This window comes from Photobacterium indicum, from assembly GCF_003026215.1.
Classification (GTDB): domain Bacteria; phylum Pseudomonadota; class Gammaproteobacteria; order Enterobacterales; family Vibrionaceae; genus Photobacterium; species Photobacterium indicum.
Genome location: NZ_PYOC01000002.1, coordinates 259,251 through 275,390, shown reverse-complemented (window position 1 = coordinate 275,390; position 16,140 = coordinate 259,251). Strand labels below are relative to the sequence as shown.

14 protein-coding genes are annotated in these 16,140 nt (G+C 39.9%); 5 read left to right on the top strand and 9 right to left on the bottom strand.

From position 1 onward, the window contains the following. Positions 1 to 205: 205 nt before the first annotated feature. On the bottom strand, positions 206 to 391 hold the full coding sequence (locus C9J47_RS07120) for a hypothetical protein (RefSeq protein WP_107252898.1): 186 nt from the start codon (positions 389 to 391) through the stop codon (positions 206 to 208). A gap of 216 nt (positions 392 to 607) precedes the next feature. After that, on the bottom strand, positions 608 to 988 hold the full coding sequence (locus tag C9J47_RS07115) for a hypothetical protein (RefSeq protein ID WP_107252897.1): 381 nt from the start codon (positions 986 to 988) through the stop codon (positions 608 to 610). A gap of 466 nt (positions 989 to 1,454) precedes the next feature. Between C9J47_RS07115 and C9J47_RS07110 the strand changes: the two genes are divergently transcribed. The 3 genes from C9J47_RS07110 to C9J47_RS07100 all read left to right on the top strand — a co-directional run bounded on the left by C9J47_RS07110 (position 1,455) and on the right by C9J47_RS07100 (position 2,803). Further along, complete coding sequence (locus C9J47_RS07110; protein WP_107252896.1) at positions 1,455 to 1,673, top strand: hypothetical protein; 219 nt, start codon at positions 1,455 to 1,457, stop codon at positions 1,671 to 1,673. 329 nt (positions 1,674 to 2,002) lie between these two features. Beyond that, a complete protein-coding gene (locus C9J47_RS07105) occupies positions 2,003 to 2,482 on the top strand; it encodes an aminoacyl-tRNA deacylase (RefSeq protein WP_107252895.1) in 480 nt (159 codons plus the stop codon). 33 nt (positions 2,483 to 2,515) lie between these two features. After that, entirely contained in the window at positions 2,516 to 2,803 is a 288-nt protein-coding gene (locus C9J47_RS07100) for a CDGSH iron-sulfur domain-containing protein (RefSeq protein ID WP_107243954.1), read from the top strand. Positions 2,804 to 2,943: 140 nt separating this feature from the next. On the opposite strand, the gene dcuC is transcribed toward C9J47_RS07100, so the two are convergent. Both dcuC and C9J47_RS07090 read right to left on the bottom strand, forming a co-directional pair. Continuing rightward, positions 2,944 to 4,311 carry an anaerobic C4-dicarboxylate transporter DcuC gene (gene dcuC / locus C9J47_RS07095; RefSeq protein ID WP_107252894.1) on the bottom strand — a complete coding sequence of 456 codons (1,368 nt, stop codon included), beginning with the start codon at positions 4,309 to 4,311 and terminating at the stop codon, positions 2,944 to 2,946. Positions 4,312 to 4,929: 618 nt separating this feature from the next. Next, on the bottom strand, positions 4,930 to 5,802 hold the full coding sequence (locus tag C9J47_RS07090) for a LysR family transcriptional regulator (RefSeq protein WP_107252893.1): 873 nt from the start codon (positions 5,800 to 5,802) through the stop codon (positions 4,930 to 4,932). 134 nt (positions 5,803 to 5,936) lie between these two features. Here C9J47_RS07090 and C9J47_RS07085 point away from each other — a divergent pair, with 134 nt between their 5' ends. After that, positions 5,937 to 7,160, top strand: a complete 1,224-nt coding sequence (locus C9J47_RS07085; RefSeq protein WP_107253452.1) for an MFS transporter — start codon at positions 5,937 to 5,939, stop codon at positions 7,158 to 7,160. Between the two features lie 22 nt (positions 7,161 to 7,182). Here the strand turns inward: C9J47_RS07085 and C9J47_RS07080 are convergent, their stop codons facing one another. The 5 genes from C9J47_RS07080 to C9J47_RS07060 all read right to left on the bottom strand — a co-directional run bounded on the left by C9J47_RS07080 (position 7,183) and on the right by C9J47_RS07060 (position 14,737). Further along, positions 7,183 to 9,123 carry a methyl-accepting chemotaxis protein gene (locus tag C9J47_RS07080; RefSeq protein WP_107252892.1) on the bottom strand — a complete coding sequence of 647 codons (1,941 nt, stop codon included), beginning with the start codon at positions 9,121 to 9,123 and terminating at the stop codon, positions 7,183 to 7,185. A 337-nt stretch (positions 9,124 to 9,460) separates the two neighbouring features. Next, positions 9,461 to 10,672: an anaerobic glycerol-3-phosphate dehydrogenase subunit GlpC gene (gene glpC, locus C9J47_RS07075; protein ID WP_107252891.1), complete on the bottom strand. Its 1,212-nt coding sequence runs from the start codon at positions 10,670 to 10,672 to the stop codon at positions 9,461 to 9,463. Beyond that, positions 10,669 to 11,997 carry a glycerol-3-phosphate dehydrogenase subunit GlpB gene (gene glpB / locus C9J47_RS07070; RefSeq protein WP_107252890.1) on the bottom strand — a complete coding sequence of 443 codons (1,329 nt, stop codon included), beginning with the start codon at positions 11,995 to 11,997 and terminating at the stop codon, positions 10,669 to 10,671. Before glpB ends, glpC begins: the two co-directional genes overlap by 4 nt. Then, complete coding sequence (glpA, locus tag C9J47_RS07065; protein WP_107252889.1) at positions 11,994 to 13,694, bottom strand: anaerobic glycerol-3-phosphate dehydrogenase subunit A; 1,701 nt, start codon at positions 13,692 to 13,694, stop codon at positions 11,994 to 11,996. Before glpA ends, glpB begins: the two co-directional genes overlap by 4 nt. 233 nt (positions 13,695 to 13,927) lie before the next feature. Continuing rightward, complete coding sequence (locus C9J47_RS07060) at positions 13,928 to 14,737, bottom strand: GGDEF domain-containing protein (RefSeq protein WP_170107471.1); 810 nt, start codon at positions 14,735 to 14,737, stop codon at positions 13,928 to 13,930. Between the two features lie 640 nt (positions 14,738 to 15,377). Between C9J47_RS07060 and C9J47_RS07055 the strand changes: the two genes are divergently transcribed. Beyond that, on the top strand, positions 15,378 to 16,055 hold the full coding sequence (locus C9J47_RS07055; protein ID WP_245903356.1) for a hypothetical protein: 678 nt from the start codon (positions 15,378 to 15,380) through the stop codon (positions 16,053 to 16,055). The last annotated feature ends 85 nt before the right edge of the window (positions 16,056 to 16,140 follow it).

The window sequence follows — 16,140 nt, the reverse complement described above, 5'->3', positions numbered from 1 at the left end:
GCTCTATTACAAATATTGAGACAAAAAACATCAAGATAAAGACATTAAATACTGAATCAATTGTAATTCGTTTATTGGGTGATAAAGAAGCATGAAAAGGCACCAAGCAATGCGTGGTCTGACAAGAATAAATAAGGCATGGTAAAAGGTGATTAACAAGGCCAGTGATATGCTGGCCTTGTTATAGTGAACGGCAAAATGTTGATTATTTTTTATTGGCTTGTTCGGCTTTGAGTTCATTGCACTCGGTTATAGGCATAGCTGTCGTTCCGAGCATTTTGCCATCTTGCATACAGACGATATGGGGAACAGTTACAGTACTTCCACCACTGAAGTTTGCATAAGTAAAACTAGAAAAAAAGAAACACAGTAATATGAGGGACTTTTTCATTACGATTTCTCCATTATATCAGCATACATATTTATAAAATCTACTGGTTAATTAGTGGCCTCTATAGGTGCGTAACTAGCAGATTAAGATTGCATCGAGACTTCTGAGTAGTCACCATATGCAACATATTAACTATGTTAAACTATATAACTGAAGTTAACCTGAATATAAGCGTTACAAATAGACGATGCCTATTGGGGCGGTGTACAGCAGGCATCACGGATAAGGGCATGCATATCCATCACACGTTTCAGCAGATAACATCACTGATCGTGTTGGGTCATTCGCTTTGGTGATTGTTTCTTGATGCTTAGGTGTAAGATTTAGTTCAAATTCGTTCTCTGGTTCATCCGTCCAAAGCGTAAAACCGACACTATCACCTGACTGGCCTAATGGGTTACCACGAGGGTCATTTTTTCGTGGTTGGTCAAGGTTGTTCCGCGAACGGAATTCTTCATCATGTTGGTATGTTGTACGAACCGTCCCGTTAGAATCGACGCATACGGTGTTTTCCATCACTCCACTTGGGACGCATTCCGCCATGCTAAGCATTGGAAATAGGCCGGCAAGCAATACAATTAGCGTGTTCTTCTTCATGTTTACATTCCATATATGCGTTTTATTGTGCGCTTTTGTGTTATTCATTGATAATAATAATGAATTAGCATAATGGATGGTGTTTTATTGCGCAATAGTTGAGTGTACAAAAATGTGCATCTTGAATGCTGTTTTAGGGTTTCTACTTTAGATAAATTTGGGGGGCGGGAATTATAGTCGTTCAGTAATACCACTCCAGGTAAGTCGTTGATCATAATATTGCGTAGGAAAAATCGCTTATAACTAGGCGTGAATTGCAGATAACTAGTGGCTCTAATTACAAAATTCATAACGATGTTATAAGTTATTTTAACCAGCAAGAATGATCAAATACTTATGTAGGATGGTATAAATGGCCATGTTAAGTTTGATTTACACTCTATATGTTGAGTTGGTCGTTGATTTGTCTCGTTTATGAAATCATGTAAAATGTGCGGGTGCTATCTACAATACAAATAAGGGCTTTATGTACGCAATCTTTTCTTTACTTAAGTGGGTCGTGTTAATTTACCTTGTAAAAACTGGTCGAATCTCTGAATCAACTCTAATTAAGTTCAAGAAGTTTAGTTTAGCCGTAATATCAATGGTTGTATTACATGCGTCAATGATTGTGCATGTTGTTGACTCTGTTGATTTTATTGGCGGTGAAATGACTGATGGTTATATCCACCGACGCATTATTTAATATCTCTGTACCTTTCCTATTTCATTAATCTGTTGAATCAAGACTAATGATATCTATTTCCTTGAATTAAATACGCTGATATCACTCCGAATCCTGCATCTTAAGGCTGCTTGGGTATAGCAATCTTGTATTTCTGTTTTAATCATTGTGCGACTAGTGAGTTGGGAAGTCGCTTAGCTAGTTAAACAATCGACGCAGAACTATACTCAACTAGGATGGACTGGCAGATATATTTTGTGTCGTAGTGATATAAAAGATGACCATGATTCTTACCTTACTACTACACATTAAATTGACGTTATTGTGTATGAGTAATGTTGGAGGTCATTATGACTATTTCTACTAGATTGAATGAGTACTTAGACAAAAATAATATTGCGTATAAAACGGTTCCTCACTTTCATAGCACAGGTTCAATAAGCACTGCTGTGGCATCAAGCATTCATCCTAAGAATATCGCAAAAGCAGTCTTGCTTGTCGATCATGATGGGCACAAAGTCATGGCTGTATTACCCGCAGATAAAAAGATATGTATATCCACATTGAATGAAAAATTTAATGCGTCTTATCAACTGATTAAAGAGAAGGATATATATAATTTGTTTGCTGATTGTGAAGACGGTGCAATTCCCCCCGTTGGCGGTGCATTTAATATGACGGTTGTGTGTGATGACCTTCTTGATACCTTAGCAGGTGTCTATATTGAAGCTGGGGATCATCAGACGCTATTGCAGGTAGATCACGAGGCTTTTAAAAGCATTATGGCTAATGCGAAACATACACGCTTTAGTGAAGATATGCTCCATTAGGGATATTCAATCTTTATCGTAAAGGGGAGGAGTATGTCGAATAATATTATTGCGGATAATCAGCCAGTGCTTGTCCAATTAGAAAAAGGTAAAACATACCAATTTTGTGTGTGTGGTTATTCACACACACAACCGTTTTGTGATGATTCACACCTAGGTACTGAATTTGAACCTATATATTTTACGGCAGAAAAAACAGAACAACGTTGGCTATGTCAGTGCAAACAAAGCGGTAATCAACCGTATTGTGATGGAAGCCATAAGGCGTACTCTGAAGATGATATTGGTCTAGAAGCCCCAAATAAAGATGATTCACAGTAACCTTTTTTGTAATCGCGGTACGTTTATTGAAGTGAATCGAGATGATTAAAAAAGCCCACAAGAATGTGGGCTTAGATTGTTACTTTGGTTATGGCTTATGCGTACATTGCTTATGTAAACAATGCTTATGCAAACAATGTTTATGTGTACATTGGTACAAGAACCATGGTGCCAATAATAACGGTAATTAAGCCACAAAGAACAGGAACCGACGTACGTTTAACAACTTCAAATGGGCTGATTTTACCCATACCAGATGTTGCAACGATAACACCAGAAACCGGTGAAATAGTACGACCAAGGTTAGAAGCCTGTAGCATAGGGATAATCAAGAATGCAGGGTTTAAACCCATTTTACCAGCTAGTGTTGGCGCTAGTTCAACGAATGCGTAGAAAGGTGCATTACCAGAACCTGTCGCAATAGCAGCTGCAACCGTTAGACCTGTTAGAAGTATCATCAATGCGAATCCACCCGCACCGGCAGCCTCTGCAAGGCCAATTAGATTATCGATAGCACCGATAGACATAAGGCCTTGAGCGAATACGCCGGCAGCAACTAACAGCATTACCACGCCTTTGAATGCATCAGCCATACCTACATAACAAGATTCTAGATCTTCCAGCGTTTCTTTACCTTTGAAGCGTTTGGTAACGAAATCTACTATTGCACCTAAGAAGATAGAAGCCACAACAATGGTGTAAATGTCTAATGATAGGCCTTTGATTGTTTCGCCATTGAATAAGAATACACCCACGATAGGTAAGAAAGGCAAGATTGCGTAATACGCAGGGGCTTTCACTTCCATTTCAGAAATGTTGACCTTTTCCATTGGCGTATTTTCTTTTTTATCTAGGTATTTATTCCAGAAATATGCCGCGGCAGCCATAACGATGATTGCACAAATTGATACAGGAAGAACCGTTTCAACAGCAAATACGTGTAATGGCATACCCGCTTTTTCAGCCGCAACAACAACGTCACCAGATGTTGGTGAAAGAATGATTGCAGCCGGCGATGCACACACTGCCACAGCGGCAGGGCGGGAAATCCCCATTGCTGTCATCATTGGGAATAGTGTTGCCATTAGTAGAACACCAAGGCCCGTCGCTGAGCTAACAGCTAAAGACATTAGACAAGCTACGATATAAGCAGCGACTAAAAGAATATAAGGCGATTTGATGAACGAAAGGGGCTTAGAAAACTGCTTAACCACAACATTGTTTGCGCCAATGTGTGTCATGTAAGAAGCGAAACCACATAAAAGCATGATTTGCATACCTAAACCGCCGCCACGGTACTTAAGCATGTATTTCACGAATTCAAGTGAATCTGTCAGTATGTTACCTGTTGATGCAATAGATGATGGTAGTACTGTATGACCTATAGCACCTGCAGTAATAAGTAGCACCAAACCAGCGGTTAATAATACGCCAGCAGGTTTATAACTTTTTACAATGAAATAGCCTACAGCGATGGTAACCACCAGGCCAATCAATAGTTCTAACATAGCTTTTCTCTCTAACTAAAATGAAATTTTAAAATTGGATGAATCAAATTTTGGTATGTAAGTTAGCTGTCTTGTGAGTCGTTGATTCAATCCTTTAAATCAATGCAAAGTTATGACCATTTACTTATCCAGATTGGTATTAGCGATAAGCACACAGACTTTTAGTGATTAAGCTAAAAGGGAATTTGTCGATGTGCTTGCGCTTTTAGAACCGAGATCGTGTTGAATATTTAATCGTTGTAGCGCCTGTATAATGATGTGTAGACCATACAAGCCACGATGAAATAACAACATGGAAACGTTCATTTCAATCACAAATAAAAACAAAAAATGTATATTTGTAAAAACATTCTCTTACATATTGTTTGTGAGTAATTTACCTAAAAAGGGGGGGGGGCACGACAGTTAACGTCATAAGTTATGATCTAAAGCAGGGTTTAAATATGGGTGTTAAATTTGTGCTACAAATATGAAAAAATATACCTATCTTGCTGTAATAAAATGATTAATTCTAGTCGCTGGCGGTTTAATGTTCAAATGCTCATTAACCACCTATAAATTAAGGGAACTGCCATTAACGATTTATGAAAAACAGTGACAAAATGTAAATAATATAATTTATCCGCACTGTTTTTTAACAAAGTCGATAAATGCTCTATCAGCCAGTGATAAATACCCATTTCTTCGCCAAGCCATTGCAATGTTAAGGTAGACAGGTTGTTTAAATGGGATAGGAATAACGCCTTTTTCATGTTCTGTAACAAGCTCAAGCAATGCTGATATTGCAAAGTTATGTCGAACTATATTCAGAATCATAGGAAGCAAGTTTGTTTCAAAAGATATTTTTGGAATGAAATGATGGCTTTGGCACACTTCATCAATAAATTCACGATGGAAATATCCTGGTTTAAACATGACTAACTCTTCTTTAAAGAAGTCTTCAAAGTCGATATATTGTCGTGAAGAAAGGTGATGATCTTCACTGACCACTGCAACCATTTGAGATGTGATTAAATGTTCAGTTTCAAGTCGTTCTGGTACATCTTCGTTATGAATAACACCAAGGTCTAATTCCCCATCTAACAGCATTTGACGAATTGACTGGGTGCCAGCTTCAATGATAGTGAGTTTTAGGTTGGGATACTGACTTTTAAAGCCCATTAATATTTCAGGGAAAAAGTATGATCCCAACATACTAGGTACCCCTAACTTCACTTCGCCTTTTTCAAGCCCTTTTAATTCAGCCATTGCAATATTTGCATCGTTAATTTGCTGCAAAATAAGTCGCGCATGTTTGAGCAGAACCTCGCCTTCATGCGTGAGTGATATTTTACGTTCATTTCGATGAAACAAAGGAAATTCTAATTGCTGCTCTAACTTTTTGATGGCAACACTTAATGCTGGCTGTGCGATGTGCAATCGTTTTGCGGCGCGAGTGAAGTTCTCTGTTTCAGCTAGTGTGACAAAATAAGTGAGCAGGCGAGTGTTCATGGTTATAACCTTTAATTATCGAGATGATAGTTTTTATATATTTTCTTTATTATGAGTATATTGCTACTGTTTGGTTAATGCCATTATAGATGGCTAGATATGTTATTTATCGTCATATTCTGAGTGCTATTGTCATGATTGAAATAAAAACATCTGCCTACCGGCGTGCGAGTTTTGCATTAGCATTAGGCTCTTTTATCGTATTTTGTAACTTGTACCTTTTTCAACCTATGTTGCCATTAATGGCTGACAAGTTTAACGCGAGTGCTATTCAGGTTAATTGGTTATTGGCGGCAGGCACACTGACGTTAGCGCTTACTCTGGTGCCATGGGCGGTGGGTTCAGAGATCATTGGGCGTCGTAAAGTGATGATGCTGAGTCTTTTCTTATTGCCGTTTGTTGGTATGGCAATGCTGTTAGCTGATTCCCTATTAATGCTAACGTTAGCACGCGGTGCTATGGGTATATCCTTGGCGGGTTTTGCTGCTGTCGCTGTGGCTTATATGGCTGAAGAATTTACCCCAAAAGCATTAATGCTAGCAGTCGGTGGCTATATTAGTGCGAATTCATTAGGGGGGATCACTGGGCGTTTATACGGCGGTTTTGTCACTGAATATTGGGGATGGGAAGTGGCAGTGATTGGTATGGCTATTTTTAGTCTCTTGGGCGCTTTGGCGGTTAATCGGCTATTACCAGAACAGCAATATTTTACCCCACAGAAAGGGAAACTACGTACACATAACCGCAGTGTAATTGGTCATTTAAGACAACGAGAATTATGGTTGGCTATGCTCATTGGCGGATTGAACTTTGCGTTGTTTGTTAACCTTTATACAGTAATGGGTTTTCGCCTTGTTGCCCCCCCGTATTCATTGCCCATCAGTTTAGCGTCGATGATTTTTCTCTGTTATCTCAGCGGTACTATTACGGCAAAGCTTAGTGGCCGCTGGAGCCAAGCCTACAGCCCGATAAGCGGTATGGTATTAGGTACAACGGTGAGTGCCGTCGGCATGTGGATTGCGGCTTATGATTCACTGTACGCAATGCTTATTGGTTTATTGTTTATTAGTTCTGGGGCATTTTTCACACATTCACTGGCGTATGCATGGGTCAGTCAAAAAGCGAAAACAGCAAAAGCGACAGCAACTGCATTATACCTTGTTCATTATTATGTTGGTGGCAGCGTCGGTGGCTTCTATTTAATCGCGTGTTGGCAATATGGTGCCTGGCATGGTGTTCTTGCTGGTGGCATGGTGCTGTATGGCTTGATTTATCTGTTATGTTGGCACTTACATTGTCGTGCTCAATCAAAAGAAGATACAGCCGCAGTGCTAAAAGGTACACACACTGCGGTGTAGTTGAGTTTAGCTGAGTGGGTAATTAATACTTAAATTGCCCTACAACCTTGTTGAGTTGTTCAGACATTAAAGACACTTCACGATTTGATTGAGATGATTGATTAACTGCGGTGACAGTGTCGATAGCAAGATCGGATATACGGGTAATATTTCGGTCTATCTCGGCTGATACCATCGCTTGCTGTTCTGAGGCTGTGGCAATCTGTAGGTTCTTATCAAAGATCTCTGAAATTGAAGACACAATACGCTTCATTGCATCAATAGCTTCTTCGGTTTTATGAACGGTACTGTCTGTTTGTGATTGGCTTTTTTGCATAATGGCAACACTTTGCTCTATACCGGAATGCAATACTTCAATCGTTTGTTCAATCTCTTTGGTTGAGCTGTGGGTTTTTTCTGATAACTCACGGACCTCATTTGCTACAACCGCGAACCCTCTGCCATGCTCACCTGCCCGTGCTGCTTCTATAGCTGCATTCAACGCCAGTAGGTTGGTTTGTCCGGTAATATCGCGAATGACTGAAACCACGCTGTTTATATTAACGCTTTCTTGCGCTAATTTTTCGGTCAATACTTGAGACTGTGAAATATCTGATACTAACCCTTTAATAGAGATTTCAGCTTGTTGATTGGTTTTTAGGCTCTCTTGAGCATCGGCTTTAACTTTTTCTGCAGTGAGTGCTGCATCACTAATGTTGGTCGCTATTTCGTTACTGGTTGCGAGTAATTCGTTGACCGCTGTGGCGACAGAAGATGATTCTGCTTGTTGCTGCTGAGCATTCTCTAAACTGTGGCTGACTGCCAACTCTGATTGCGCTGAAATGGAAGAGAGTTTTGTTGAAATATCGCTGACATTAGAAATAATGGCCTGCAACTTTGATATAAAGAGATCGAATGAGCCGCTAAGTTGCGCTAATTCATCATGACCATGATCATTCATACGAACGGTCAAATCACCATTTCCCTCGGCAATATCACGCATGACTTGATTAACGCTGGCAAGTCGTTTTGATATGTGAAAGCTAATTGTGATGAGCAAGGTTGCCATGATAAGTGTTGTTGCTATACCAATAATCGCAAGTGTTAACTTTTCTTGTTTTTGAATGGTATTAATATCGGCTAATAACTCTGTTTCAATCACCAATAGTTGGCTTTCAACGGTATGGACAATGTTTCGCAAATCACCGTAGAGCCCAGTATCCGGTGTAAGACCAATGACGCTATAACCTTCAACAAGTTCATCAAACACTAAATCATAACGATTCAGACTGCGAATTAATTTATTTTGTTGTTTAGTACTCAGATCGGTATTTTTTATGGCGGCAATAAGAGAGTCGATATTATTTTGAAACGTCGTAAAATGGTCTGTATTCATTGAGAGCATAAAATCTTTTTCATTCAACCGTAAAGTGAGCAGCATACGGTAGAGGTGATCGTTTCCTGATATTAAGAGTTGTTCTTCCGCAGAATTAGCAAATGTCGTGATATTGCCTCTTAATCCTTCATCGGCGGTTAACCCAATGATCTGGCTCTGGTCGGCAATGACATTAAATTGCATTTCATATTGCTCAAGGTTTTCGAGTAATATGCGCAGGTCATTGCCGTATTCAGGCTGATATTGTTGAATTATGGATTTAATGCCTTTAACTCTTTGATTTAAAGTGGTTGTTTCGTTGTTGAAACGTTCAATGTATTGCGTATCTAATCGCGTAAGAAAATCTTTCTCATAGCGGCGAAGTGTCAATAAATTTGTACTGCTGCGAGTGATTTCTTGCATGGCAAACTGTAGATTATCTAATTTTCGAAATGATACCGTTTCAAGTGTGCCGTATAGCAGCATGCCTAAGATTAATATGCTCGTTATGAAGTAGAGTTTCGCTTTAATTGTTTTGACTGACAAAAACGAGAATAAGCGACGAGTTTTTGTGTGTTTTGTATTATCAATAGCAACAGAATCATGCATACATATACTCTCAGAGATGTGTGAACGCGATGGGATCACGCTATAGAGATAAATGCATTAGCTACTACCAATTTCAGCTAATAAAGTATTTCGAATTTTCCCATGCCATATTTGTATTGCTCATGAAGGCTAAAAAAGTGCTTCATCGTGTATATTCATGAGTAACAATATTCAACTATAGGCGTATATTTTAGAAATGCTTATATCAGAGTGAAAATTTGCTAATAAAATGATTATACGCAAGTTATCTCGGATATTCGTTGAGGTAGCTTGGGTATAAACTGAGAAGAAGAACTAGGGCACGAAAGCGCCCTAGTTGTAAAAAGGGAAGGGGCGACTATTGAATTGCCATCGCAAGTAATGAAATAGGGTGAATGGTTTCTAACTGCGTATTTTCTTCAATTTGCCACTTACAGGTTTCACAGTCTGTGATTGCAAAATCTGCATTTGATTGACGAATTTGCTTAAATAGACTTTCACCTATTGCTATCGAGGTATCGTAGTTTTCAGTTTTGAAACCATAGGTACCCGCCAGCCCACAACATTGGCTATCTAACACGACAACCTCTAAACCTGGGATCATCTTTAACAGTTCGATGGTGTATAAATTGCCGCCAGTACGTTCAAGGTGACACGGTGTGTGATAGACGATTTTCTTGTTAATCGGCTTCATTTTCGGTGTATTACCGTTCATGAATTGTTTAAGTAAAAAACGGGTCACATATTCAATTTTATCGGCCACATTGGCATTATCGACTTTCAATACATGCGGGTATTCTTCACGCAATGTGAAAGAACAGGTTGAAGACGTTGAGACAATAGATGAATTATACTTCTCAATCGCAGCTTCAAAATTACGCACATTTAGTTTGGCATTTTTCTTGGCTTTGTCGAAAAAACCGTTCGCAATTAATGGCACACCACAGCATTTTTCTTTATCCAATAACTGGACACCAATACTCATTGCGTTCATTACTTTTACGAAATCTTTACCCAGTTGTGGGTGATTGTAATTCACAAAGCATCCGTGAAAGTAGTGTACTTGTTGAGGGTACAATGCCTGACTGGTACAGTTCTGCTTATACCAGCGGCGGAACGTGCCGTGTGAATATTTTGGTAATGATTTATGGTCATGCACACCAATGGTTTTATGCATGATTTTTTTAACAGGTTTAATGCTGGTGATCGTGTTTACTATCGGTGCGAATGGTGTTGCAACTGTTCCCATTAAATCAGTATGGCTCAGTACAAAATCACGAATGGTTTTAATGTTTAACGGCATTTTTGCATGTTCGTCACGTGCAACCGCAATCATGTCGCCAATCTTAACACCTGAAGGACATGCCGTTTCGCAGCGCTTACAGTTAGTACACAGTTTTAAGGTTTCGTCATAAAATTCAGGGCTTTTGATGCGTAAACGCTCGCCATCAGGGCCGCATTGTTTAGGGCCTGGGTATTCAGGGTTTGCTTTGGCAACGGGGCAATAAACAGTACACACGGTGCACTTAATACATTGGTCAAAGCTGGTGTCTTTCTTCAGAAGGCTCATGCGACAGTCCTTTCTTTATTATTCTGATTTTGGTGTGCGGTATGTTTACTGATCATTTGTTCGGCAACGTGGAATCCGGTGCTAATTGCAACGCCACTGCCACACCCTTCAAACACGGGATCGTAGTGTGCCAATAGTGCGCCAGCGCAGAATAAATTATCAACAGTTTGATTATTAGCAGAAGCCTGTAGTTGATCATTGCATATCACGCCCATCTTCAAAAATGGATGCGCTTTTGATGTGAAAAATTCAGGTTGGTACCACTGGTCTCGATCTGGAATAGCAACAGTATCAAGATTGAAAATAGGTTCATCAATACTTAAACGTTGTGCAGCCATACCACGGCTAAAGAAACTGCCTGTTGCGATTAAATAGTTATCCGCAATTAATGGCATATCACGATGATTACGGGTAAATACACGCTTTAATTCACCATTTTCAATATCACCACGTTGAACTTCATCCCCAACAAGAATGATTCCACCCAGCATTTTGAGATGAGACTTCATGGCTTCTTCTAAACGAATACCCAGCAACGAAGGTGGCATGGTAGGCAGTTCGCAAATCGTAAAGCCTGTTAAGCCTTCAAGCAATTTGATTATTGCAGCACCATCGCCGTTGCCAAATACCGCAGGCAATACTACAAGGTCTGCCTTGCCAACAGCTTGAATCATTGATTTAGCAAAAGCGTGCAATTTGCGTTCATCACGTAATACGCGTGAAATATCAATAGAGCGAAATTCACAAGGGTTACGCTGCATCTCTTCAAAGTCAGGCAATTCAACAGCAGCCGTGGTTATTTTCACATCTTTAAATTGCGCTAATTTTGAAAGATTATCAGCCGCTAATTTAGGCTGAAAATCACGGAAGCCATCGATTGTCACCAATGCGATATGATTTAATTCACCAGCAGTATTAGTCAGTGGAAATTGATGCACAGTTTGCTGCGATAACCAGGTTGAACGAAAGGTTCCCATTGGGGTTAAGCGTAGATGGTTCGCTTCATCTTCTTGTGAAGAAAGATAGATACCACGCGCTTTGATCATTTCTTGATACCAGTCTAATGCTTCTTGTACTTTTCTTTTGCCCAGCTTGCAGTAGGGATGCTCTGGACTCTGCTGCTGTAACTCATCGAATGCAGCCATTGGGTGATAAACGGGCTGTCCATTTGGAAGTCGGCTTAAGAAATCAATAGAGCCTGATGAGAAGTGAAGAGCACTTTGGCCAGCAGCGATCACTGCTGTTTTCATGCCTGCTTCTGCACAACGAATCGCACAACTTAATCCTGCTACACCGCCACCTATAATTAAGCTATCGAATTTCATGATGCGACCTCACTCTTGTTCTCATTTGTTTGTGTAGCGGTTGAATTGTCAGTATCTAGGTTCGGCGTTGGTAATGGTGGTAGATCAGAATCGGGGATATCACTGACACCAAATAAACCTTCATAAATCCAATAGGTGAATTCCGCCTCACGTAATGCATCTCCCCAAAAAACGGGTTTAATGCCTTTCCAGCGTTCTTCTAAGAAATCACTCAGTAAATGGCTAGCTTCTGTACCTGAGCTCTGACCATATTCTGAAAACAACCCTGCTGCGCGGTAAGAACAAAGCTCACCTTGGCAAGGGCCCATACCTACGCGGGTACGGCGGCGTAAATCGACAAGGTTATGTACGTCTAATTCTTTAATGGCGTATTCAACTTCGCCACTGGTTACCATTTCGCATTCGCAAATAACGGCTTGGCTTTTTTTATCATTCTTTAAGAATTTTTCCGCACGTTCGCCATGGCGATAGTAAGCAGATTGATAAATAGGCTTAGCAAGGCTTGCGGTATGTTTGACTTTTTTCTGCGCTTGTTCTGAACCAGGTAAAGGCTTGGTGTGGGTGATACAAGGTTGCGTGTTACCCAGCTTTTTAGCGACTAAGTCTGTTGCCCATTCAGCCATCATGCGATAAGTCATTAACTTACCGCCTGTAATCGTTATAAAGCCGTCCATACCATCGCGTTCAGCATGATCTAACAGCACAATGCCACGGCTAATGTTTCGGCCACTGGTATCGCCATCAACAGCAACAAGAGGGCGAACGCCAGCATACGCACGTAATACGCGAGTATTTGCCATAATAGGCGCGAGTTTTGCCCCTTCTTCAAGCAAAATATCGATTTCGCGGCTGGTAACATGTAAGTCATCGATCTTGTCGTAATCAATGCGCTCAGATGTTGTTCCTATCAGTGAAATGGTATCGCCCGGTACTAAAATGTCGGCATCAGAGGGTTTACGGCAACGGTTAATCACTAAATTATTGATACGGTAATCAAGGATCAGTAGCGATCCTTTTGCAGGGAACATTTTGATATTCAAATCACCGTATTCGCAGATTTGTTGTCCCCATATTCCTGCTGCATTGATTACTTGCTTTGAGCGAATATCAAAATGTTCACCAGTTTTCATGTTCAAGCAACGCACACCACGCACAGCATGCCCTTCACGGATAAGCCCGGTAACATGTGTGTGATTAAATAAGCGTGCACCATGCTCTACAGCATCTAATACATTAGAAGATGCGAGACGAAATGGGTCAATAGTGCCGTCGGGTACTTTTACTGCACCAATTAAATTTGGGTTACAGTTTGGCTCTAAGCGAAGAGCTTCTTCAGGGCTTAACTGCTCAACATCAATGTCTGCTCGGCCACATGCTGTAAGGAATGATTTTTGAAAATCAAGGTCATCATCGGGTAGGGAGATGAATAAACCTTGCGTGTCTTCAACACAATGACGCGCGATATTTTTAAGTATACGGTTTTCTTGAATGCACTCGCGTGCAGATTCTTCATCTGTTACTGCATAACGCGCACCTGAGTGCAGTAATCCATGATTACGACCCGTCGTGCCCGATGCTAGATCATCTCTTTCGACCAAGATACATTTGATGCCTCGCAGTGCACAGTCACGCATTATGCCTGTACCGGTTGCACCACCACCAATAATAACAACGTCTGTTTCTAACCAACTAGTCATGTTCGTTTTCGCTTATAGTTTTTAACCAGCTCATACAGAATCTATTTGATTCCCTATCATATAGGCATAAATATGCCACTTTATGTAAGGTTATTAATTGATCTGAACCACACTAATGAGTGATCGAGCTTTCGTTCGCGCATTTATGCGTGGTTATGCGTATTTTTGAGCGATAAAAACAAAAAAAGGACCATCAGGTCCTTAAAATTTGATTCAAAAATAGACTTAACGTATTAATTTATCGATATCTTCTCTGCTATTTTCAGACGTTCATCATTTTCATATTGAAGATCAATAGGATGGAAGTGGCTGCAATCTCGACCTGAGTGTTTACATTTATAAAGCGCAAAATCTGCCCGTTCGAGCATTGAAGCTAAAGTATCGTTTTCAGAATAAGTTGAAATGCCAATACAAGTCGTAATGCTAAGTGATTGATTTTCTATGTCGATAGGCAGTTTTAGCTCACGAATAGCCGTTAGCATTCGATTTGAAATTTTTATTGCTGTATTGGAGGGGCAGTCGGGCAAGAATAAAATAAACTCTTCACCACCGTAGCGGCCAAACAAATCCGTTTTACGAATTTTACTTTGCACGAAAGTGGTAAAGCCTGTTAGTACTTTATCACCAACGCTATGCCCCCAGGTGTCGTTAATACGCTTGAATTTATCAATATCAAAGAGCAATACAGAAAAAGGTTTATCATTTTGACGGCACTCTAGCATGTTTTTTTTTCCGAGCCGTAAGAGCATCCGACGATTATAAATACCCGTTAATGGGTCTAAAATGGCTTGGCGGTACAACCTCATCAGCATATGTAACTTTGATACTTGCGACCAAATCACCATTAACGCTAAAACGCTTTGTAGCCAATAGATTGCTAAATATTCTGGTGCAAATAAACGATCTGCATAATAATCGGTAAAAATTTGAGTTATTGCAGTAATAGAAAGCAAAGATAGGCTTTCTTTGAACGTGACAGGAAAAATGGTGAGTACAGCAACGTGAATAATAGGCAGTAGAGTATAGATATACCCGTATTTCAAGTTGCTATCGGGAAAATCCAATACCGCTAAACAATAGAGATAAAAAATACTCAAGGAAAGAGTGAGTAATGCAATACAGAGTTGTATTTGCCTTAATGAGTAAAATTGATACTTATTGAGGGCAAGAAAGAAAAAGAAGCTACTCAGAAATAATCGAGCAAACGTGATTTTTATACTTTGATCTGATGTTAAAAAGAGAATATCAAAGGGAATCCATAGAATAAGCAGTATGCCCAGCACGGTTGAAAGTATAATTATACGACTGAGAAGGTAATCACTTCGTGTGTTTTTAAAGCTTAAAGAGTGTGCTTGAGAACTCCAGAGATCATAGAAATGTGGCATCTTAAATATAATGTTTTTGACTGCATTTTCTCGCATTAACCATACTCATTAGTTATTAGTCACTGAATTCAAAGCATTGAAGAAGAGAGGCGGACTAACTGAGGTATCAATAGAGTTGTCATTATTCTATCAATATATCTCACAAACTGTGATCTTTGTTCAAGAAATGCCAGCTAATAATAAAGATGTGCTTTATTTGTATCTAAAAAATAAAAATGCTTGATAACGACAGAAAATATTGATGCATTCACATACCGATACAAGTTGGTATAATCAACCTCCATTTTTCTGAGACAGAATGATCATGTTCACTGGCTACTTAATGTTTCTTATCCCTGCTTTACTAGGGGCACAATGTATTCTGACACTGGTGTTGACTAAAGGTGAGATTTGCCCTGGTCAACGTGGGCGAGTGCATAAAACACTTCCGATCATTCTTGCTGGCTGGCTTTTATGTGTAGCGACTCAACCGTTAGCAGTATTGCCGTTGCTCACTTTGGCTTTTTTCACGTTTAAAGTGAAAACAGGTAAAACGCGTGATGCGGGTCCTATTAAGATTTTGATGGCCTCGAACATGTTGGCTGCAATTAGCTGGTTAATGCTGATACCTACGATGACATTGCCTCAAGTGGGCATGAGCTTTATGGCGATAGCGTTGTTTGGTAGCCTATTAGCGCACTTATTACTGACTCAAGCGAGAACTCGCCTTCAAGCATTCCACCGTATTTTACCCTTTGTGGGTTTTGGCAGCGCAATTGCCTCGATTCTGTTCATGCTTTGGCAATTAGGACGTATTGATGAAGCAACGATAAGTGGAATGACAACAAGCATAATAGGCGCTTTAGTACTTATGTTGATTGCGTTGTTAGTGTGGGCTGGCCATCTTTTATTAAGTCGCACTGTTAATCGTTGGCAGTTGCTGGGTGCATCGGCATTATTGGTGCTGTCTGGTTCGATGCAATTAGCCATCTTTTGATGCGTTATACCATTCTGGATAAGTAAATGGTCAGATAATTGCGCAGGAAAAATTGATAATAACAAGGTATAAATTGAAGTAACTA

Bases quoted from the DNA above. Each gene is read 5' to 3' on its own strand.
- C9J47_RS07120 (WP_107252898.1), bottom strand. From the start codon at position 391: ATGAAAAAGTCCCTCATATTACTGTGTTTCTTTTTTTCTAGTTTTACT.
- C9J47_RS07115 (WP_107252897.1), bottom strand. From the start codon at position 988: ATGAAGAAGAACACGCTAATTGTATTGCTTGCCGGCCTATTTCCAATG.
- C9J47_RS07110 (WP_107252896.1), top strand. From the start codon at position 1,455: ATGTACGCAATCTTTTCTTTACTTAAGTGGGTCGTGTTAATTTACCTT.
- C9J47_RS07105 (WP_107252895.1), top strand. From the start codon at position 2,003: ATGACTATTTCTACTAGATTGAATGAGTACTTAGACAAAAATAATATT.
- C9J47_RS07100 (WP_107243954.1), top strand. From the start codon at position 2,516: ATGTCGAATAATATTATTGCGGATAATCAGCCAGTGCTTGTCCAATTA.
- dcuC (WP_107252894.1), bottom strand. From the start codon at position 4,311: ATGTTAGAACTATTGATTGGCCTGGTGGTTACCATCGCTGTAGGCTAT.
- C9J47_RS07090 (WP_107252893.1), bottom strand. From the start codon at position 5,802: ATGAACACTCGCCTGCTCACTTATTTTGTCACACTAGCTGAAACAGAG.
- C9J47_RS07085 (WP_107253452.1), top strand. From the start codon at position 5,937: ATGATTGAAATAAAAACATCTGCCTACCGGCGTGCGAGTTTTGCATTA.
- C9J47_RS07080 (WP_107252892.1), bottom strand. From the start codon at position 9,123: ATGCATGATTCTGTTGCTATTGATAATACAAAACACACAAAAACTCGT.
- glpC (WP_107252891.1), bottom strand. From the start codon at position 10,672: ATGAGCCTTCTGAAGAAAGACACCAGCTTTGACCAATGTATTAAGTGC.
- glpB (WP_107252890.1), bottom strand. From the start codon at position 11,997: ATGAAATTCGATAGCTTAATTATAGGTGGCGGTGTAGCAGGATTAAGT.
- glpA (WP_107252889.1), bottom strand. From the start codon at position 13,694: ATGACTAGTTGGTTAGAAACAGACGTTGTTATTATTGGTGGTGGTGCA.
- C9J47_RS07055 (WP_245903356.1), top strand. From the start codon at position 15,378: ATGATCATGTTCACTGGCTACTTAATGTTTCTTATCCCTGCTTTACTA.